Annotated in this window: 13 protein-coding genes; 4 read left to right on the forward strand and 9 right to left on the reverse strand. The window is 52.1% G+C overall.

The genetic code is table 11. From position 1 onward, the window contains the following. Window positions 1–11: 11 nt before the first annotated feature. From EYB31_RS05120 to EYB31_RS05155, 8 genes are all read right to left on the reverse strand, one after another. Window positions 12–707 carry an SAF domain-containing protein gene (locus EYB31_RS05120; protein ID WP_131012212.1) on the reverse strand — a complete coding sequence of 232 codons (696 nt, stop codon included), beginning with the start codon at window positions 705–707 and terminating at the stop codon, window positions 12–14. Next, the gene (locus EYB31_RS05125) at window positions 704–2308 is read right to left on the reverse strand and encodes a serine/threonine protein kinase (protein ID WP_165452220.1); all 1605 of its coding nucleotides are present in this window, start codon (window positions 2306–2308) and stop codon (window positions 704–706) included. The genes EYB31_RS05120 and EYB31_RS05125 overlap by 4 nt, the downstream gene beginning before the upstream one ends. A gap of 230 nt (window positions 2309–2538) precedes the next feature. After that, window positions 2539–2958, reverse strand: a complete 420-nt coding sequence (locus EYB31_RS05130; RefSeq protein ID WP_131012214.1) for a hypothetical protein — start codon at window positions 2956–2958, stop codon at window positions 2539–2541. A 360-nt stretch (window positions 2959–3318) separates the two neighbouring features. Continuing rightward, a complete protein-coding gene (locus EYB31_RS05135) occupies window positions 3319–4194 on the reverse strand; it encodes a carbohydrate ABC transporter permease (RefSeq protein ID WP_131012488.1) in 876 nt (291 codons plus the stop codon). 27 nt (window positions 4195–4221) lie between these two features. Continuing rightward, on the reverse strand, window positions 4222–5211 hold the full coding sequence (locus tag EYB31_RS05140) for an ABC transporter permease (protein WP_131012215.1): 990 nt from the start codon (window positions 5209–5211) through the stop codon (window positions 4222–4224). 25 nt (window positions 5212–5236) lie between these two features. After that, entirely contained in the window at window positions 5237–6832 is a 1596-nt protein-coding gene (locus tag EYB31_RS05145; RefSeq protein ID WP_131012216.1) for an extracellular solute-binding protein, read from the reverse strand. A gap of 186 nt (window positions 6833–7018) precedes the next feature. Next, entirely contained in the window at window positions 7019–8257 is a 1239-nt protein-coding gene (locus EYB31_RS05150) for a response regulator transcription factor (protein ID WP_131012217.1), read from the reverse strand. Continuing rightward, window positions 8250–10034 (reverse strand): cache domain-containing sensor histidine kinase, encoded by a 1785-nt coding sequence (locus EYB31_RS05155; RefSeq protein ID WP_131012218.1) that lies wholly within the window; start codon window positions 10032–10034, stop codon window positions 8250–8252. The genes EYB31_RS05150 and EYB31_RS05155 overlap by 8 nt, the downstream gene beginning before the upstream one ends. Before the next feature lie 243 nt (window positions 10035–10277). Between EYB31_RS05155 and EYB31_RS05160 the strand changes: the two genes are divergently transcribed. The 4 genes from EYB31_RS05160 (at window position 10278) to EYB31_RS05175 (ending at window position 18734) form a co-directional block, all read left to right on the forward strand. Further along, window positions 10278–11888 carry a sialidase family protein gene (locus EYB31_RS05160; protein ID WP_165452221.1) on the forward strand — a complete coding sequence of 537 codons (1611 nt, stop codon included), beginning with the start codon at window positions 10278–10280 and terminating at the stop codon, window positions 11886–11888. Between the two features lie 538 nt (window positions 11889–12426). Further along, on the forward strand, window positions 12427–12828 hold the full coding sequence (locus tag EYB31_RS05165) for a hypothetical protein (RefSeq protein WP_131012220.1): 402 nt from the start codon (window positions 12427–12429) through the stop codon (window positions 12826–12828). Between the two features lie 125 nt (window positions 12829–12953). Continuing rightward, on the forward strand, window positions 12954–17315 hold the full coding sequence (locus tag EYB31_RS05170) for an NEAT domain-containing protein (protein WP_165452222.1): 4362 nt from the start codon (window positions 12954–12956) through the stop codon (window positions 17313–17315). Between the two features lie 180 nt (window positions 17316–17495). Further along, window positions 17496–18734: an S-layer homology domain-containing protein gene (locus EYB31_RS05175; RefSeq protein WP_131012222.1), complete on the forward strand. Its 1239-nt coding sequence runs from the start codon at window positions 17496–17498 to the stop codon at window positions 18732–18734. A 112-nt stretch (window positions 18735–18846) separates the two neighbouring features. Here EYB31_RS05175 and EYB31_RS05180 read toward each other — a convergent pair whose 3' ends face one another. After that, the gene (locus tag EYB31_RS05180) at window positions 18847–19887 is read right to left on the reverse strand and encodes a protein-glutamate methylesterase/protein-glutamine glutaminase (RefSeq protein WP_131012223.1); all 1041 of its coding nucleotides are present in this window, start codon (window positions 19885–19887) and stop codon (window positions 18847–18849) included. Window positions 19888–19995: the final 108 nt, after the last annotated feature.

The raw sequence follows: 19995 nt of genomic DNA on the forward strand, positions 1-19995 counted from the left end.
CTTGTTCCTGGTTATCGGTAAACGATCAAAAAACGGTACCCTTTCGCCCCATACTTGCGGATAAGCTCCTTCTGCTCGTCCGTTACGATGATTTCCAGCGCACTGAGCGCGCCCGATGGCTTCTTCCGGTCTTCCGAAGGGGCAATTTCCTGATTGTTGGTTCCTTTGGCGTAACTGACCGTCATGTTTTGCAGCTTGTCCTCGACATCTACCGGCACTTGCTGGCGATCTAACAATTCCAAGCCGCCTTCGCCTTTCTCCTCCGCTTTCTTGCCGTCTTCCTTCGTGACCAGCAGTAAAGAAATATGATCGCCGCGAAGCAAACTTCCGGGCGGTTTGCCGAATATCCACTCCGGAGGAAACGGCATATTCCATTCCCCTTTCCCCGGATACAGATGACCGGTATTAACCATATCGGCCGTAATCTGCTCGCCGCCGCGAACCGTTCGTGACGTTTCTTTGCCGATCGCATCGGACATCTTGAGAACCGCATGCTCCACCAAAGCGTCCTTGCGGATTTTGCGTATAACGATATCGGATTCCGCCACCCTCGCGCCCCGCTCAATCGTTTTGACCGCCACGATTGCCTCAACGGTGCCCCAGTTCGGCTCGACATACCATTTCCAAACAAGCAGCAGCGCGGGTCCGGATAAAATCAGCGCAATAATCAGCGCGTAATAGCCGATCTTCTTCAGCACATAACTCATGAATCGGCATCACCTCGTCTGCCAAGCCAGCCCCAGCGCTTCCGTCCCCTGCGCGGCGCCCATCCGCTCAATAACGGCTGCAGCGACTTTTCCAGCACTCTCAGCACCTCCGGGCGATCCTGCACAAGCGTGCCATTCCAACAAGCGCCGACGGCTGTCTCGTGGTCGATAAAAGGAATCGCGCAAATTGCCGTTTGCGGGAGCAGTTGATACCACTCGCGGCAGCTGGACGATTGGGGTGTTTTATTGGCGATATAATGAATTTGCTTTCCCGCAGCCGCCAGCCTCTCCAGCTCCTTGATGCGGGCAGCCGCTTGTGGAAATGCCAGCTTATGCACAAAAGGGTCAACTACGGCAACGATCGTGTCCGCTTCGTCGGTCACTCCGGCGTAATCCGCACTTAGCCACTGCGTCCCGGCATCAATCACAATAAACGGCTTCTTGGTTTTATAAAATAACATGAGCCGCCGCTCTGCAGACCACGACGTTTCCCCGCCGCTTTGCGGAGGCAGCGGATACCACGCAACCGCCTCTTGTCCCCAGACTGCCCCCGGCGTGTCGGTTTCCGTATAATACCTGTACCCGGCCGGCATGTTCCGCTCGCCAAACAACAGCCCGTACAGCTCCGGCGAGTCCCGCGGCCCTTCAATAACCGCACTTCCGTAGCCAAAGATTTCGAGCGCCTTGGCAATCCCAAGCGCCGTAAACGTCGCACCGGCCCCCGGGTACAAGGAGCAAACGACAACGACCTTGGGCGCGGACGGCGCGCCAAGCGCGGAAGGAACCGCAGAATCGCCGCCGCTTTCAGACTGCAGCCAGCGTTCCAGCGACCGCTTAACCTCCGCCGCGCTTTGGAACCGTTCCTGCGGGTCGGTCCGCAGCAGCTTACCCACGATAGCCGCAATCATGTCGGGAACGTCGGCATTCAGCTGCCGGAGCGGCTTCTGCATCGAATAATAATACCCCCCGCCGCTCAGCAAAAAATACATCACCGCCCCAAGCGAATACAGGTCGGTCCGCACGTCCGACTGCGATTCCCCGAACTGCTCCGGCGCCGCAAAACCTACCGTGCCGATCCGCACCGTATCGGCAGAACTCCCTTCGGTAAAGCTGCGGGCGATGCCGAAATCAACCAATTTAATTAAACCGCTGCGGTCAATCATGATATTGGAAGGCTTCAGATCACGGTAAATAATCGGCTTCTCGTGTCCTTCATGAAGGTAACGCAGCACTTCGCACAGCTGCAGCGCATAACCTGCGACCAGCCGGACAGGCAGCTTGCGGCCGTACTGCTCGAATTGCTCCTTGAGGGTCGGTCCTTCGATATAGTCCATCACAACATAGCCGCAATACCCCGATTCCGCTCCGAATACGTCCACAATATCGGGCAAGTGCGCATGGTTTAATCGGGTCATCATGCCGGCCTCGGCCATGAATCGCCCCGCATCCTTCGGATCAAAGCGGATTTCTTTCAACGCCCACCGTTTCCCGTTCAGCTTGGCGTCATCCGCCAAATATACCGTGCTGGTGCCGCCGGTGCCCAGCACTTTGACGATGCGATAGCGGTTTGCAAGCACGACACCCGGATCCAGCGTTTTCAAGCGTATGCCTCCCTTCCAAGACAACAAACGCGGATCAACGCAAAAAAACCGCCCTCAACACGCGACTCGCGTGAAAGGGCGGTACTTCCGCACTTGGTTTTGGTATAATTTGTAACATTACGCTATCATATATTTCGTTATATTTCAACAAAAATCGTTCGACAAGACCACTTCCGTCATAAATCGGGAATGAAACGGCAAACGTCTTGTTTCCTGCAGACCCGCTTCCTTTATTCCCCCGGAAGCCTCTTCTGCTGATTTCTGGCCAAATGTTTAAAAAGCGGCAGCAGCGCGTACAAGTCTCCCGTAGACATCGAATCGACGATTTCCACGATCTCTTCCTTGACCGTTAAGTTTTTTTTCGTTCCTTTGGTTTGCTGCACAGAAGCGGCTTCTTCCTTTATGACCGGCTCCACAGGGGCAACCGGTTCGCTTTTGGGAGGTTCGGCGGCAATTGCGTCTTCGATTTGAGTCAGCGAAATGTTTTCAATGTTTTTCGTATCATCGTTATAGAACAAAATGTACTGCTCCTGGAAATCAAACGAGAAAATTCTGCCGTGCGCTTTTCTTTTGCGACCTGCTTCAATAAAATGAAGCTCCACCATCGTTTTTGTGTCTTTCCAATACTCAAGCAGTTCGGCAATATTCACGGTCATTCCCTCTTTGGACAACAAATTTTAGTGCTTATTTACAAAAAACAAACACAAAACCGAATATTTCCACTTCTTATCCATTATTATATTCGGGAAAGCTTGAGCTGTAAATATTTATATGTAATATTAATTAACATTAAATTAACAAAAATTTTATATTTGTTACATATTCCGAACCTTCCCGCGGCGAATTCCTGCGATTCCAGTACTTTTTATATCTGAACCTTTAATTTAAGGAATTATTGAGACCACATGCAATCTTATTATAAAATTTAGTGTTATGTTTTATTACGCAATAAAAAACCGCCAATACGGCAATATGCTGTACTGGCGGCAAGTGAAACTCAGGGCCGATTATTAACCTTTGACAGCGCCGATCATAGCGCCTTTCACGAAAAACTTTTGCACAAATGGATAAACAATCAAGATCGGAATTGTCGCGATCATCGTCATTGCCGCTTTTATCGTTTCCATCGGGGGCAGCTTGCCGTCGGCATAAGCCCCTGGATCGTCAACCGTGCTAGTCAGCAATATGTTGCGCAGCACCATCTGAATGGGCAGTTTGTGTGCATCGTTGATATACAATGCAGCGTCAAACCAGGAGTTCCAGTGGAACACCGCATAAAACAAACCGATCGTAACAAACGACGGCAGCGAGACCGGCACAATGATTTTCCACAAAATCGTGAACGGCTGAGCCCCGTCGATAAAAGCCGACTCTTCCAGCTCGGCGGGCAGCGCTTGGAAAAACGTGCGCATGATGAAAAAGTTATAAGCGCTAACCAGCACTGGCAAAATCAGCACCCATACCGAATCTTTGAGCCCAAGCAGCGTATTCAGCAAATAGTTCGGAATGAGCCCGCCGCTAAAAATCATCGTAAAAAAGATAAACATCGCGATCGCGTTGCGGAAGGGCAGCGTCTTTTTGGATAAACCGTAAGCCAGCATCGCCGTCAGCACAAGATTCAGCGTTGTTCCGACAACAATCCGAAATAACGTGACACCGTACGCCTTATAAACGGAAGAACCCGACTTCAGCAAGATCATGTATGCGCTCATATCCAAGCGATGCGGGAACAAGATCAGCGCTCCCCGCTCCATACGCTCCGCTTCGCTGACGAATGAAGTCATCAGCAGGGTGTAAAAGGGAAGCACAAACACAAGCGCAAGCAGTGTAAGCACGGCGTAATTGCCTGTATGAAACCAGGCGTCGCGCCGGCTGTGTTCAAGCATCAGCTTCACGAATACGGACCTCCCCGCTTAAAATAAGGACTCTTGGTTGAGCCGTTTGGCCGCATAGTTGGCCGTCAGCACAAGGATTAGGGCGACGGCGTTTTTAAACAAGCCAACGGCCGCCGTATAGGAGTAATGCAGCGACGTAATCCCTTCGCGGTATACGTACGTATCGACGATGTCGGATACTTGATACACGGCCGGACTGTACAGCAGCAGCGTCTGCTCGAAACCGGCGTTCAGCAGATTGCCGATGTTGAAGATCAGCAGGATAACGATCACATGCATGATCCCCGGCAAAGTGACGTGGATCGTCTGCCGCCATTTGTCGGCTCCATCCATCCTTGCCGCTTCATACAGCTGCGGATCGATCCCGGTCATCGCCGCCAAATACAAGATCGTATTCCAGCCGACCGTATGCCACACATGAGAGCCGACCAGCAAGCTCCTGAAATAGTCGGCGCTGCCGAGAAAGAACACCGGTTCCCCGCCGAACAGCCTGACGATGCCGTTCACAAACCCGATTTGTGTGGAAAAAAAGTTCATCATCAGACCGGCAATAACAACCCAGGATAAAAAGTGGGGCATATAAGCGATGGTCTGGAATACGCGCGCAAACAGCCGGTTGCGCGCTTCATTGACGAGCAGCGCCAGCACAATCGGCGCCGGGAAGCCCCAAAGCAGCTTGTAGATGCTGATCAGCAGCGTATTGCTCATCACGTTCCAGAAATAGATCGATTCCAGAAACATGCTGAAATGCTTGAGACCGACCCATTCTCCATACAGCATGTCATGAAATACGTCGAACTCCGAAATGTCTTTAAAAGCGATCACGATGCCCAGCATCGGCAAATAATGAAAAACAAGAAAGTACACGATCCCGGGGAGAATCAAATAATAATAAAACCTGTGCTTTTTGACGGCGGTCCACAACGTGCCGGATTTGCTTCGCCGCTTTATGCGGGCAGTCTCGTTGATCCCCGCTGCGGCATGCGGTATGGTCCATTGTTTTCTCATAGGCGGCTACTTCTTGATCGAGGCGTTAAACTGCTCGGTCATGGCGTCGTTCAGCTTGTCGAGCCCTGCCTGCTTCAACTCCCCGATAAATTTGTCCCACTCCCCGAGCGGTCGGACGCCCATAATAAATTTGAACTGTTCTTCGTTGCGCAGCCTGTTTAAATCGCCAAGCGTCGGCACCTTTGCTTCGATCGCCTTTTTGTCGTAAACAATGTTGCTGTCGATCGGCTTTTTGCTGCTGGAATAGTCGGTGACCGATTTTTGCAAATAATTCGGAATGCTTCTGATCCAGCGGCGAAGTCGTGCGGATTTTCGATTCGTTGGCCACGCCAAGGCCAAAGCTGAGCTCGCCGATATACGTCTTGTCCTTGACCAGCACCTCGTAGCTGCCCGTATTTTTGTCCGCCCACTTCCAGTCCTTGCCTTCGATCCCCAGATCGGCCGTCATGAAATTGCTGGTGTCGGCGTAAATCCAGTCGAGAAATTTTATTACGGCCTCGGGGTTTTTCGACTTTTTGGAGATGGTATACACCTGAGGCGAGAAAGCGGCCAGCGTCTGGACTTTGCCTTTAGGTCCGGACAGCTCTGAGGCGACCTGATAATCCATCTCGGGAATACCCAGCTTCGGGGCAATAATCGTCATGCGTGAATACCAGCCGCCCCAGGAGCCGACCCGGTTTGTTTTTAACACTTCCGTCGGGTCGTAGTTCGTAAACGACTCCTTCAGGATATAACCTTTGGCGTACCAGTCGGCCAGCTTGGCGATCATGTCCTTATATCCGGGGGCCTGCTCCGGCCACTTCAGCTTGTTATCGCCCGGATCGAGCCAATCGCCGCTGCCCGGCTCCGTGAAAGCTCCGGCAAACGCACGGCGCACCCGGTCCATAGCCACATCCTTGGACGGATCCAGCTCCAGCGCAAGCGCGATCGTGTCGTCTTTGCCGTTGCCGTCCGGATCCTTTTCCTTAAAGGCTTTCAGCACGGCTTCATATTCGTCGATCGTCTTAGGCATTGAAAGGTTCAACTTTTTCAACCAGTCGGCGCGTACCCAGACCGGAGATACCGCCAGCGAAGGCGTCCGCGGAATACCCCATATTTTGCCGTTTTTGTCGGTGACGCCTTCCCAAGCGTCTTTCGACCATGCTTGCTTGATGTGCTGACCGTACTTGTCGAGCAGCTCGTTGATCGGCTGAATCGCGCCTCTGGAAGCGAAATCGGTCCAGTTCGGGGCCAGAAATAAGTCGATATCCTCGCCTGAAGACAACAGGACATTCAGCTTTTCGTCGGATTGCGCTCCCTTTGGCGGGAAGATCACCTTTGCTTCCACGCCGGTCTTGTCTTTAATCGCGCCGACCACTTCGGCGAGCCTCTCAGGCTGGCTGCCCTGCGGAAACGAATCCTGCCGACCGTTGTTGGCGTATATCGTAATTTTTGCCGCTTCCTGCGGCTTATTGGCGCTGGCCCCGGCCGCTGCGGCGGGCGGATTGTTGGCGCTTGCGCCGGATGCTGCAGCGGGCGGTTTGCCGGCATCGCTCCCGCCGCCGGCGCAGCCTGCGGTTACGACGAGCAGCGCTAGGGCTGATGATGCTATACCCGTGGTCCGGGTTTTAAACGATTTCATTGATCTGCCTCCCTTGTTCACTGTTCATTCACTGGCTTTCGCCAAACTGTCATGTATGCGGATACATTGGACGCCTTAAATGTATCAAAGGGAGCTCTGCAGCAAAATCCAATTTCTTACGTTTTTATTGAGATTTCTAATCATCGTAACAAAAATTTCAGCTTCCTCACCGACTGCTCAGGTTTTTTAAGAACTTCGACTTGCGCTTTTCTTGTACTCGTTAGGCGTCATTCCGGTATGGTTTTTAAAGCATGCGCTGAAATAATACGGATTGGAGAAACCGACCTTCAGCGCTACCTCATACATTTTTAAGTCCGTATGCCGCAGATGCTCCTGCGCTTTTTCGATACGGAGCTTGACGATATATTCGCTTAAATTCTGCTTCATTTCTTTCTTGAACATGGAGCTCAAGTAGGAGGGACTTAGCCCAATTTCCCGGGCAATGAGATTTAATCCAAGATCCTCTCTGGCATATGAGCTTTGCACCCATTCCACCGCCTGCTGCACGAGCTGACGCGAATTCGGCACTCCTAGCCCGGCAATCTCCGCACAAAGCCGCTTCGCCATGTGTTCCAGCCAGCTTTGCAGCTTATTTTCAGCGGCTGCCTGCCGCAGCTGCTGAAACAGCTCCGGTCTGGGCGGAAAAGCGGCTTCACGATCGACGCCCAGTTCGGCGACGATACGGATACATTTGCACAACAGCTCGAAAAAAACGCTTAACGTGTAATCGAGGTGAGACGAGGACGCCCGCAAGATGGCGTCCAGTTCGCCCAGCAGCGCCACGGCGGCCGCTTCGTTGCCTGCTCGGATCAGCTTGGGCAGCTCCTCCTCAAACCGCGCCGGAAGCTCGGCGATCTGGGCAACACTGCTTGCCGGGCCGATTGCAGGTCCCGCAGCATAATCTGCGGCATCACCGCCTCCATAGCCGATGCTGCCGGCAGCCAGCACCGGCCTCTCGCCTCCCCGGCTCCATTCTCCGGTTATGCCGGTTCCGTCTCCTTGCTCCTGCATATATGATCCAGGCAGACCGCCGCCTCCGTGATCCCGCCGCTCGTTCCGGCGCTTGAGCAGCTTTTTGACCACATCAAGAAGGTAGCCGTAATCAATCGGTTTCGTCACATAATCGGCCGCGCCAAGCCGGATCGCTTTGCGGGCGAATTCAAAATCGTCGTGCGCGCTCAGGAAAACGATACCCGTATCCGGATGGCTGATGCGGATATGTTCCGCCATTTCCAATCCGTCCATCAGCGGCATCACGATATCGCTGATGACTACATCCGGAGCCTGTCGTTCGAACAGCTCAAGCGCTTCTTCGCCGTTGTCCACGGCCGCCAGCACCTCGATGCCGTGCTCGTGCCAAGCAATATTTTCGCACAAACCCATCTTTGTTATTTGGTTGTCTTCGACGATCACGATTTTATTCAATGGACAACACTCCCCTGGTCAAACTTGCCGTATTCGGAATCGTAACGGTGATCCTAGTGCCCGCGCCCGGGGCGCTGTCGGCCTGCAGCCCATACGCGTTCCCGAAATAAAGCTTCAGCCGGGCATTGACGTTGCCCAGGCCATAACCGCCGTCCGCCGCAAACGTGCCGCTATCGATCGTTTTCGCCACCCCTTCCAAAGTGCGGCTGTCCATGCCGACTCCATCATCCGATACGGCGATACGCATGATCTCGCCGTCCATGCTGCCGGTGATGCGAATAATTCCTTTTCCGCGTTTGTTGCGGATACCGTGATAGATGCAATTTTCCACGATGGGCTGCAGCGTAAACTTCATGATCAGACAGCGGTCCATGCTTTTATCCACGTCGATCTCCCATTCGATTTTATTGCCGTAATGCATTTTTTGGATGTGCAAATATTGCGCGATCATCTCCAGCTCCTGCCGCACCGTAATACGGTCCGCCCCTTTGCTTAAAGCAAGCCGAAAAAACTTCGACAACGACAGCAGCATATCGCTGGCCAATTCGTTGCGGCGGCCGTCCAGACAACTTTTGATCGAATCAAGCGTGTTGTACAAAAAATGCGGGTTGATCTGCGATTGCAGCGCTTCGAGTTTGGCCTGCGTTTCGTTCAGCCTGACCCGGTACACCTGCTCGATGAGACCGCGGATCCGGCGAACCATCCTGTTATACGTATAAATCAAACGGTCCATTTCATCCCCTTCGTGGGAAACCGCTTTCAATTCTACCTCCTCCAGATGCGCTTCGTCGCCTTCCTTCCAGCGGCTCGCATCCATGCCTTTCAGCAGCAGCTTCAGCCTGCGGGTCAAGCTGTGGGCCAGAAGAAAGCTGACAAGCGCAACGACAGCCAGCATAGCAACGGCTCCCCAAACGATCGAATCACGTATGGCCCGGCTTTCTTTCAGCAGCTGATTAAGCGGAATTTCGGAGACGATGCGCCAGCCGCTAAGCGGGATACGCCGGATGATGTTCAGGCTTCCGCCGGTTTTGTAGGCTCCGTCGGCATATTGACTGAGCGGCTGCGGCAGCGGGCTGCTCCATGCCGTGCGAAACCGCTGCGGCTCGGCGCCAAACGCGATCCGCCCCTCTTCGTCAATTACGATTGTGCGCCGTCCTTCCTCCATGCCGATGCTTTGCGTCAAGGCGGTCAGCTCGGATTCCTCTAGATCGATGAACAGCACCGCGGAAATCTCGTCATAATCCAGCGGATTATTGATGATTTGGTATGCCGAAACAAGCCGGTTCCCCTTCTCGTCGGTCAGCGCCTTCCAGTGGAGTCCATACGGTTCGGCCAATACGTTGCCAAAATCGCTGGTTGCAAGCAACTGCTGCAAGGAATACACGTTGGTATCGAGATAACTTCGGTTCATATAAAGCCGGATATGGAAAAACGAATACGTGCGCTGCAGCTTATCCATAAAGCTGTTCAGCTCCTCGTAGTCGCGGATTGCCTCATACAGCGGCTTGCCGGCATCAGGCATATTGGCCTTCCGGAACTCCTCGCTGCCAATGATAAGCCCGGCCGCGTCCGCAGCCTGCTGAAGCCGCTTGGAAATATTTAATTCATTCTGCTGCAGCGTCTGCGACATCGAATGAGTAATCTTGTCCTCCAACACGCCGACAAACTGCGAATAAGCAAAAAAAGCGACCACAACAATTGGAACTACGGAAGTGACAGCCAGGCTTAACAACAGCTTGTTCCGGTAATTGATATTAAGACGTAAGCGCTTAAACATAATCTCCCTCCCTTTTTTAGGAAACGCGCGCAGCTCAAATTATAAGTCCGGCCACAAGGTTAAACAATACGGCTAAAGTTAAAATCTTGAAATAATCCACCTTTTCTAGAAATTGTCTAACTTGCTCTACTAGAAAAAGACAACTAATATATGAACTGTAATGTAAGCGGATACATTACAGCAAGCGCTGTTGGACACTTGATTTCATTTGCCACTCATTCTAAAAACAAGGGAGTTTTGGCCATGTATTCTTTTAAAAAATATTGCTTAAAAAAATCCGGTACCTTCCTGTCTGCCGCCGTACTGCTGTTGAGCATGTTCTCCTTGCTGCTCATTCCTGCGCCGCTTCAAGCGGCCGCTCTTTCCGGCAAAACGACGGTGTACAATCTCGGTACAGGTTACTACAACCTGCGCACGGTTGATATTGAAAAATATGATTCGAACAATCTGGTCGTTGCTTGGCGCAACCAATACAGCAGCTCCAAAGGCGATATGGGCGACATTATGTATGCCTACTCCAGCGACGGCGGATCCACATGGAGCGCGGCGCAAACGATGGTCCAGCATGATGCGACCTGGGCCTACGGGAACGTCATTCTGTACCAGGACAGAGGCATGATCTATGCCTTTGTCGGCCGCGTGCCGGCGACGGCGTCCAGCTCGGAAACACAGAAACTGATCGCTTTTAAAAGCACCGACAAAGGCGTTACTTGGTCCAGCCATACGCTGACTCTAGGTTATACGGGTACAACCATCGGCGGCGGCAAAATTGTCAAACATAGCGGCGTTTATTTGATGCCGTTCCATACAAACGACGGCACGCGGATACACGGCGTTCTGAAATCGACGGACTTGTCGTCGTGGAGCCTTGCGGGTACGATTCCGAATTCGTCGGGCGCATTTTTGCAGGAAGGTTTTATCGCCGAAGACCAGGACAATGCCAGCAATCTGGTCATCAAGATGCGCGCCGCTTCCGGCGGTTACGTGTACAGCTCCTCCAGCACGGATAACGGCACAACCTGGTCCAATGCCGTTCAGGACACCAACATCCCCAATTACAATGCAAAAGGCTTCTTCGCCAAAGACAGCAACGGGCAGTATATAACGATTTACAATACGGCCTCCGACCGGAACACGCTTTATTTTAAAACAAAAAAACCGGGAGCAAGCTGGACCACGGGGCAGCTGTTTGCCGACGACAGCGGCTGGGATACGTATACGATGGCGATTGAATACAGCCCGGGGAAATTTTATGCGGCATGGGAAAACAGCCTGAACAAGGTAATGTTCCAAAAAATCGACCTCGATGCGACAGCACCGCTCGTCGATACGCAGTGGGATTCGACCGGCGGCTGGTCGATCAGCAATGACGGCGGCACCGTGGAAATCAATCCGGCCGGGCAGCTGCACCTGCTTAACCAGCAGGCGACCGTCTCCAAAATCTATACGGGTACAGCTCCAGCCTCTGCTCCGTTCACATTGGAATTCCGCGCCCAGGTTGCCGATTATACCGTAAACGATCCGACGACGGCCGTCAGTCTAGGCGCTAAGGTCGCTACCGGATCGAGACGGCTGATGATCGCCCTGCAGGCCGACGGCGTGTATTCGATGACCAGCAGCACGGCGGGCTGGAGCAAAGTGTACAGCATGACCGGCGATACCGGCTGGCATACGTGGAAAATTGCCGTAGACAGCAGCTGGAATGCGACGCTGTACAAAGACGGCGGGGCAGCGCTGGCCACTTGGCAAATTCAGACGAATACCGTCGCCGCCACAACCGAACATTGGGTCACGGGCACAACGTCCAATGCGGCCGAAGCGCGGGTCGATTGGACCAAATTGACCGCGGAGTAAGTTTCTTCATAAGTATGGCATAAACGGGTTGAGGCATCTGCTTCAACCCGTTTCTTTACGCCGGCGGAAGCCGGTTGCCTTCTTTTTCAAAATCTGCGGCCAAGCTTGGAAAATTGAATAGATCTCTTCTCGTAGAACCATTTGCTTATAAGCCTCTCGACTAAAAATATGAACTTTGTGTGAATTATTTTATAAAAATAATAGCTAAATAGGCATTGACAAATTTTAGTAGGCGATTATAAGATAGGGGTGTCGATAGTGAGTGCACACATTGTCGACTTTCTGAAGATGAGGTACTGTTTGTTAGCGCTGATCAGTCACCTCGGGCCGCAGAAATTTTTTTTACATCTTGAATGATAATGATTATCATTATCTATACAGAGCGCTTTTTCTGTGGCATCTTACACTCAGGAAAGTGGGGTGAAGCTAGCCGGTTCGTTCGTTTGGTTCGTTGTTTATTTATTCGAGACAATTGTCGCAGCTTATTCGTACCCGTTGTCGTACTACAAAAAAACAAAAAACCAAGGAGTGTGTCCAAATGAGATTGTCCATGAAAAAGTCGTTATCTTTGTTGCTGCTGGTGTTCGTACTTGCGCTTGCCTTTGCCGTTCCGGCCATGGCCGCAAGCAAATCTTATGAATTTTATTATGGCGGGAGCTCCACTTCTCCTTACAATTCGCATGTTAACGGTTATATCGTAGGTTCGGCCGATGTGACAGGAACAACCGTTACTATCACGCTGTCCGGAGACAATTACGGTGATTTACAAGCCGATGATGGCTCCGCCACTTTTGTAACTGCCTCCAAATCGTTTAATGGCAGCGGTGATTCGGTGTTCACTTTCACAAACTCCAACCCTACGAGTGATATCAATACATTGCTTTATGTGGATGCAGGTCCTCATTCGACGACTTACCCACTTACGATTCACTGGAACTAAGCCTGCTTCGGCAGTGCTGTAAAGATTAACCTAAGCCAAGGCGAAAAGTGGTTGTATCCCAACCGCTTTTCGTTTTGGCGTTTATGTTGGTCCAAGAGCGAATTTAAGAAGGAGTGTACTTAAAGTTGAAAAGCAACGTAAAGCAGTCCATCGCCGTATGGCTTGCATTAGCACTGTTTGTGTCTTCTTTTTTGTCTTCGTTTCAAATTGGCATCGGAACAGCCGAAGCTGCAGATGGGCTTAACAATGGCGAATATCCGGTCGGCTATCGATACTTAAAGGACGGAACTAACGATTCTTCCGCCGCATACTCTTATTTGTACGTAGAGAACTCAGGCAAGCTGATCGTGCAGGACGGGAGCTTCAAGCTCCAACATCAGATCCAGCCTAAATACTATAAATATTTCCAATACTTCGGCTTTCGCAAAGCGGGAGCGAGCAAAGCGGTCATTAACAGCGCGACCCAGCAGATTCAGGGTATGGACGGTTACCAGCAGGTCCCTGTTCAAGACGCTACCGACGGTTCGGGCAATAAAGTCGCAACGATCGATGTGGAGGCACTTACCCAGAACCCGGATTTGCTGATGCATATCGTGATCAAAGACGATCCGGACTACTCGCCGGGATTTGTATACGATTACTGGTACAATGTACAGCTGTCGATTGATCTCAGCACCCTGCCCGGCTTCGAGGGCAATAACTGTAATCCAGGTGCAGATACGCCTATGGCGATCACGCTGCCGCAGCTTCAAACACTTGTTGCCGATGCCAAGTCGGTCACAGCAAGCACTTATGAAGGCACCCAATTGGGGGCGTATCCAATCGGGTCCAGGCAACCTCTGCTTGACAAAATTACGATGGCGGATAATCTGATCGCCTCAAGCAACGTGAATTCTGAGTTGATCAAAGAGGTATACAATGCGCTGAACAGCGCCCTGAATAAGTATAAATACAGCATTAATTCCGTAGTCGATAAGCAAGCCCTTCGTGAGTTCCTGCCTATTGCTATGGAGGATTTCGCCAATATGCACGGAGCCGGATATGCAGAATGCAAGGAAGGATTTTCCTATCCTCCTGTCACGCCCGGGGAGTATGCTTCATTTAGCACACTAAAAGATTCCTGGCAAAAGAATATCATCAACGCACAAGACGTCCTGACGACTGTGCAAGCAAGTGAGTCGGATGTAACAAAAGCATTCAATAGGCTTAAAGACTATCAAGCAAGTAAATACATCTTTACCGAAAATCCCGTTAAAATCATTCCTTTGGATTCATTGAATCCAACAACCGTACCGTCGCAAAATGCACCGGAGCTCTCCCGCACTTCCGTATTTATCAATAAAGTAGACGGTCTCGACCCCCTAAGGGCCAATTTGACCTTCATCGGCGTTACCCCGGAAGAGCTGGTTAAATCCGAGCCCGACAAGTTATCCAAAAACAACGGAGCAAGCTTCTCCATCACGGGTCTGGATTATAACAATGAGTATTACCGAGCGATTCCGGTTCTGAAAAGCTCCGATACGCAAAAGAAAACGTACCAAGTTAATATCCGCAGGGCCGGTATTCAGGATCAATATTGGAATGGCCAATCCTACATCAGCTACAAGCTGAACGGCGTTACCAAAGAAATCTACATCAGCTACAACGGTAATCAGTTGGATGCTCTGACTCGTGCGGCGGATAATGCCCAAACGATACTTCAGCAAGCGACGGCCCAGCCCGGATTTGAGGCTGCCTACCAAACGGCCAAAACTTCGCTGCAAGCGAAGATTGACGCCGCCAGGTCGACCGCAGCCAACTTGGCAGCTACCCGTCCGCAAATCACCACAGCAAGCACGGCATTGTCCGATGCGCTGACCGCTTTTAAAGTAACGGTCACGTATCCGCTGTACTTCTCGGCCGTGGACGCCACGAAGGACACTTTTTCCAGCATGGAAAGCTACTTCCTGAAGCCTGCCGTCATCTCTACGGTCGGCAGCGTGACCTACTCGACCTATGCGTCCTTTACCGTCAAGAGCAGCTCGATCGTGAAGGAATTCAAAGTCAAGACAGGCGGACAATTGACAGATACCCAGGTTGTCAGCCAAGATACGGCGGCAGATACCCGGGTCGTCAAATTCAAGGTGGATGATCCGGCAGCGCTTGTCGATGCTTCGGTGCACATTTCCATACCGGCGCAAAATTATGACATGACGCACAGCATCCGCTTGAACTTTAACGGCGTGGACAACAGCGCGTTGTCCCAGGCCATTTCCAGCGCCAACACGTTATACCGTGCAGCTGTCGTCGGCACGCAGCCGGGACAATATCCGCAAGCGGCCAAAGATGCGCTGCAAGCTGCTATTAACGCTGCAGGCCTGGAGGCTACCCGCTTAAACGGCACAAGCGCTTTGTCCGCAACTGCGCTGCAAACGCTGCAGCAAGCCGTTAACACGTTTAAGGCTTCCGTCTTAACGCAATCGGATGAGCTTACGGACGGCAACTACACGATTCCTTTTACCATTTACAAAAAAGGCACCGATGAAACGTCGGTTATGTTCGATTACGTCGACAAAAACAGCGGGAAATTAACCGTAGCCGGCGGCAAAAAATACGTCTCGTTTACGCTCAAACAAAGCGAGGAAACCAAATCGTTCAAAACGGAAGTAAACGGTGTCCTGACGGAAACGGAAATCGTCAGCTCCGATACTGCCGCCAACACACGGATTGTGCGCTTTGAAGTTCCCGATTTGAAATCACGTTTGAACGGCTGGGTCAAAATTTACTGGCTGCTGCCTCCGCCGATCGGCTTGTACGACCATGAATACGACGTCGAGCTTGGCTTTGGCACACCGGTACCGGCAGGCGTCGATAAAAGCGAACTCTCCGGCCAAATTCAAACCGCGGAAGCGAAACTGGCCGCAGCTGTTGAAGGGAGTGCGGTTGGGCAATATGCCACAGGTTCCAAAGCCGTTCTGCAAACTGCGATCGATCAGGCCAAAACGGTAGCCAACAACACGGCAGCCACTCAGCTCATCGTCAACGACGCGGTTGTGGTTTTGAAGAAGGCGATCGCCATTTTCCTGGCAACCGTCATTTTGGAAAATAACAACTACACCTTAAGTTTGCCGTCCACGATTACCGACGCCACCGGCACACCGCTGACGAATTTCGTCTCCTCCAATGCCGGTCTGAAAGTAAGCAACGGCAAGCAAGTTGCAAGCTTTACCCTAGTAAATGGAACTACGCTGAAGAAAGTCCAAGTGAAAAAAGCGGACGGCAGCCGTGAAGACGTGCAGCTTACCGCAGCAGCCAAGCAATCCGGTCTTGTGCGGGTATTAAGCACGGATTCGACGATCTCTTTTGAGGTGGCCGATCGTACAGCCGTTTATGTGCTCACTTTGCTCGACGCCCAGCAAACGGAACGCGCCTTTGAGATCGGATTTTCCGAGCTTACACCGGTTCCGGTTACGAACCCTGGAACAGGCACCTATACCGGCTCCAGTTCCAGCTCGGGCGGAGGCGGAGGCGTCATCATCAAAACGCTTGCCGAAACGCTGAAAGAGGGCATCTATTCGATCGAATATGCGCTGTATGCCAAAGACACCATGCAGACGTCTCCGGCTAACGAATATGTCAAACATCCAGCCAAGCTGGAAGTGAAGAACGGCAGAAGTTATGCCGTCGTCACGTTGTCCAGCAGTGCGGTATCCAGTGTCAAATTGGTAGGTTCCGACGGTTCGTTAAACGATCCGGAAGTCGTCTCCAGCAACCCTGGAAACAATGAAAAAACGATTCGTTTCGAAGTCAAATATGCCGCTAACCGAGTGACAGCCCAATTCGCGTTGATCGTTGCCGGCAAATATGACGGCAAAACATTTGATGCCGACTTTGCTTTTGATGCCAGCAGCGCCCAGTTGGTCGAAGCGCCTGCCACCCAAACGCCAAATGGGCAGCCTGCAAGCAGCAGCTTTGCCGACACTCAAAATCATTGGGCCAAAACCGGCATCGAACGCGCCGTAGCGCTTGGACTTGTTAATGGCTATGAGGACGGCCGGTTCCGTCCCGATGCCGCCATCAACCGGGCCGAATTTACAGCGCTGCTGAACAGAGTGCTGAAACTGGAGCAAAGCTCGGCTCCGCTCAGCTTCTCCGATGCGGACCGCATTCCGGATTGGGTGAAACCGCTCCTCGCACCGGTCGTGCAAGCAGGCATCATCAACGGCTATGAAGACGGCACATTCCGGGCAGATTACAAAATCACCCGGGCAGAGCTGGCCGTTACCATCGTACGTGCGCTGAAGCTGGATGTAAGTGCAGATGCGCAAGTTTCCTTCTCGGACGCGGACAGCATTCCGCAATGGGCCAAAGCGGAAATTGCGGCTGCGCATAAGCAAGGCTTGATCAGCGGACGGGACAACAACCTGTTCGCCCCGAACGACAGCGCTACGCGTGCTGAAGCGATCACTCTGATTCTGGCGCTGCAAAGCAAGCTGGAACAGAAGTAAACTGCAAGCGGGATTAAGTAAGAGGCCCGAAGATGCCGGTATCCGGTATTTTCGGGCTTTTTGCAATGATTATACAAAATTACCCATATATGTATTGACGTAATATATGATAATGATTATCATTATCTATGTACAAAAATATGAGATTATAAAGGAGCCTGCTTAAAGTTGAAGAACTCTATGAAACAATCCATGGCAATATGGCTTTCACTGGCCTTATTTCTATCTCTGCTATTACTGCCCTCACTATCTTTCCCTAGCGGGATCGCAGAAGCAGCCGCTGCACAAGACGCGCTTCAGCAAACTGCGGATACGTCCAAATCATCCGCCAGTGCCAAGGCGGGAGAACTGGTTGACGGGCAATATACAATCGGTTTCACCATTTACAAGAAGGGCAGCGACGAGCCGTCGGTCATGTATGATTACGTCGACAGAAACAGCGGTAAACTTACCGTCAGTGGCGGTAAAAAATACGTCTCGTTCCTGCTGAAGCAAAGCGCGGAAACCAAATCGTTTAAAACACAGGTAAAAGGAACACTGGTAGAAACGGAAACGGTTAGCACGGATACAACCGCAAACGCACGTGTTGTCCGCTTTGAGGTCGACGATTTGCAAGCCCGCTTGAAGGGCTGGGTTAAAGTGTATTGGCAGCTGCCTCCACCGATCGGTTTGTATGACCATGAATATGACGTGGACTTGGGTTTTGGCGTGCCGGTGCCCGCAGCGGCAGATAAAGCGCAGCCGGCCAGCCCAGCTAAAGAAACGGAAGGCAAACCGACGGCATCCAACGGAGGAAACTTGAGCAATACGCCGTCTGCGAATGCCAATACTTCCGGTACGCCGCTGGCAGGCTCCGCTTCCTCCGAAGAACCTAACGGCAGCAATTTCACAGATCTTCAAAATCATTGGGCCAAAGATAACATTGGGCGCGCCGTGGGGCTCGGACTCGTCAATGGTTACGAAGATGGCGGATTCCATCCGAATACGACCATCAACCGCGGAGAGTTCTCAGCGCTGCTGAGCAGAGCGTTAAAGCTGGAGCAAGACCCGAACGCGCTGAGCTTCTCGGATGCGGACCGCATTCCGGCATGGGTGAAACCGCTCCTGACGCCGGTAGTCCAGGCGGGAATCGTAAACGGATACGAAGACGGCACGTTCCGGGCCGATCACAATATCACCCGGGCGGAGCTGGCTGTCACCATCGTACGCGCTCTGAAGCTGGATGTAGACACCGACGCACAAGTTACCTTCTCCGACGCGGGCAGCATCCCGCAATGGGCCAAAGCGGAAGTGGCCGCTGCGTATAAGCAAGGCTTGATCAGCGGACGGGACAACAATACGTTTGCCCCGAACGATAACGCTACGCGCGCCGAAGCCGTCACGCTGATCTTGGCGCTGCATGACAAATTGCAGAAGTAAGCAGCGGAAACATTAAGTTTACTTTCGCGTGAAACGGTAGTCATTACAAAACGCCTTTAATACCGCATCCTATGCGGACTAAAGGCGTTTTTTCGTTTCTAGAGCCATCGCATCACTCTTTCTCCGCAAGCAGTTGCAGAAGCGCCGCCGGTATTTGGCCCAGCCCGATTTGCCGTTCTACAGCTCCGATCTCATAAGCGACCTTGGGAATGCCGTATACAACGGAGGTTCTCTCATCTTGCCCGACCGTTCGCGCTCCCTGCTTCCTCATCGCCAGCAGCCCATTGGCCCCATCGCTGCCCATTCCGGTCAGCAGCACGCCAACCGCCTGTTTTCCCGATGCAGCCGCCACCGATTGGAACATCACGTCAATGGACGGGCAATGTCCATTCACCCGCTCCCCCGTGTAACATTCCACTTGCAAATGCTGGCCCCACCGCTTCACCTCCATATGCCGGTCTCCGGGCGCAATCAATACTTGACCGGGTATGATGAAGTCACCGGACTGCGCCTCCTTTACCGATAAAGGTAACGTATCGTTTAAGCGTTCGGCGAAAATCCGCGAAAATACCGCGGGAATATGCTGCACGATCACGATGCCCGGGAAGGATTTCGGCAGCTTATGAAGGATCCGGGAGATCGCCTCCGTACCTCCCGTCGATGCTCCAATTGCGACAACCTTAAAAGAGCTGGCCGCAGATGGCCGTATATCGCCCGCTAACGCGGCGCCCTCTCCTTTTTTCCCGGGATCGGCATTTGCTCCGGCGGCGATTTTGACTTTACCGATCAGCTCGGCCAGGAAATCGGACAAGCGATGGGCGGCGGGTTTGGCCACGAATTCAACGGCCCCGGCCTGCAGCGCCTCCAAAGCGGCTTCCCCCACCGTACTGACCACGATAACCGGAATCGGATATTGGGGCAGCAGCCGGCTGATAAACTCAATGCCGTTCATCAACGGCATCTCGATATCGCAGATCATGACATCCGGCTCCCACTGCACTATTTTATCCCTTGCCTCAAACGGATTTTCCGCAGTCGCCACCACTTGGATCGAAGGATCGGCAGACAATCCCATCGCCATGAACTCACGGTAAACAAAAGAGTCATCAACGACCAGCACCTTTATTTCGCCGCTTCTTTGAACGTAAGGCATATCAATCCGGCTCCTTTCGGTAAAAATGGCGGGTTGCACATATTGAAACGAGGATTCACCACACGGAATCGATTCGGAATGACCGATAAACTTCTATTTTTTATTATA

Origin of the sequence: Paenibacillus thalictri (assembly GCF_004307995.1) — a bacterium.
GTDB lineage: Bacteria > Bacillota > Bacilli > Paenibacillales > NBRC-103111 > Paenibacillus_AF > Paenibacillus_AF thalictri.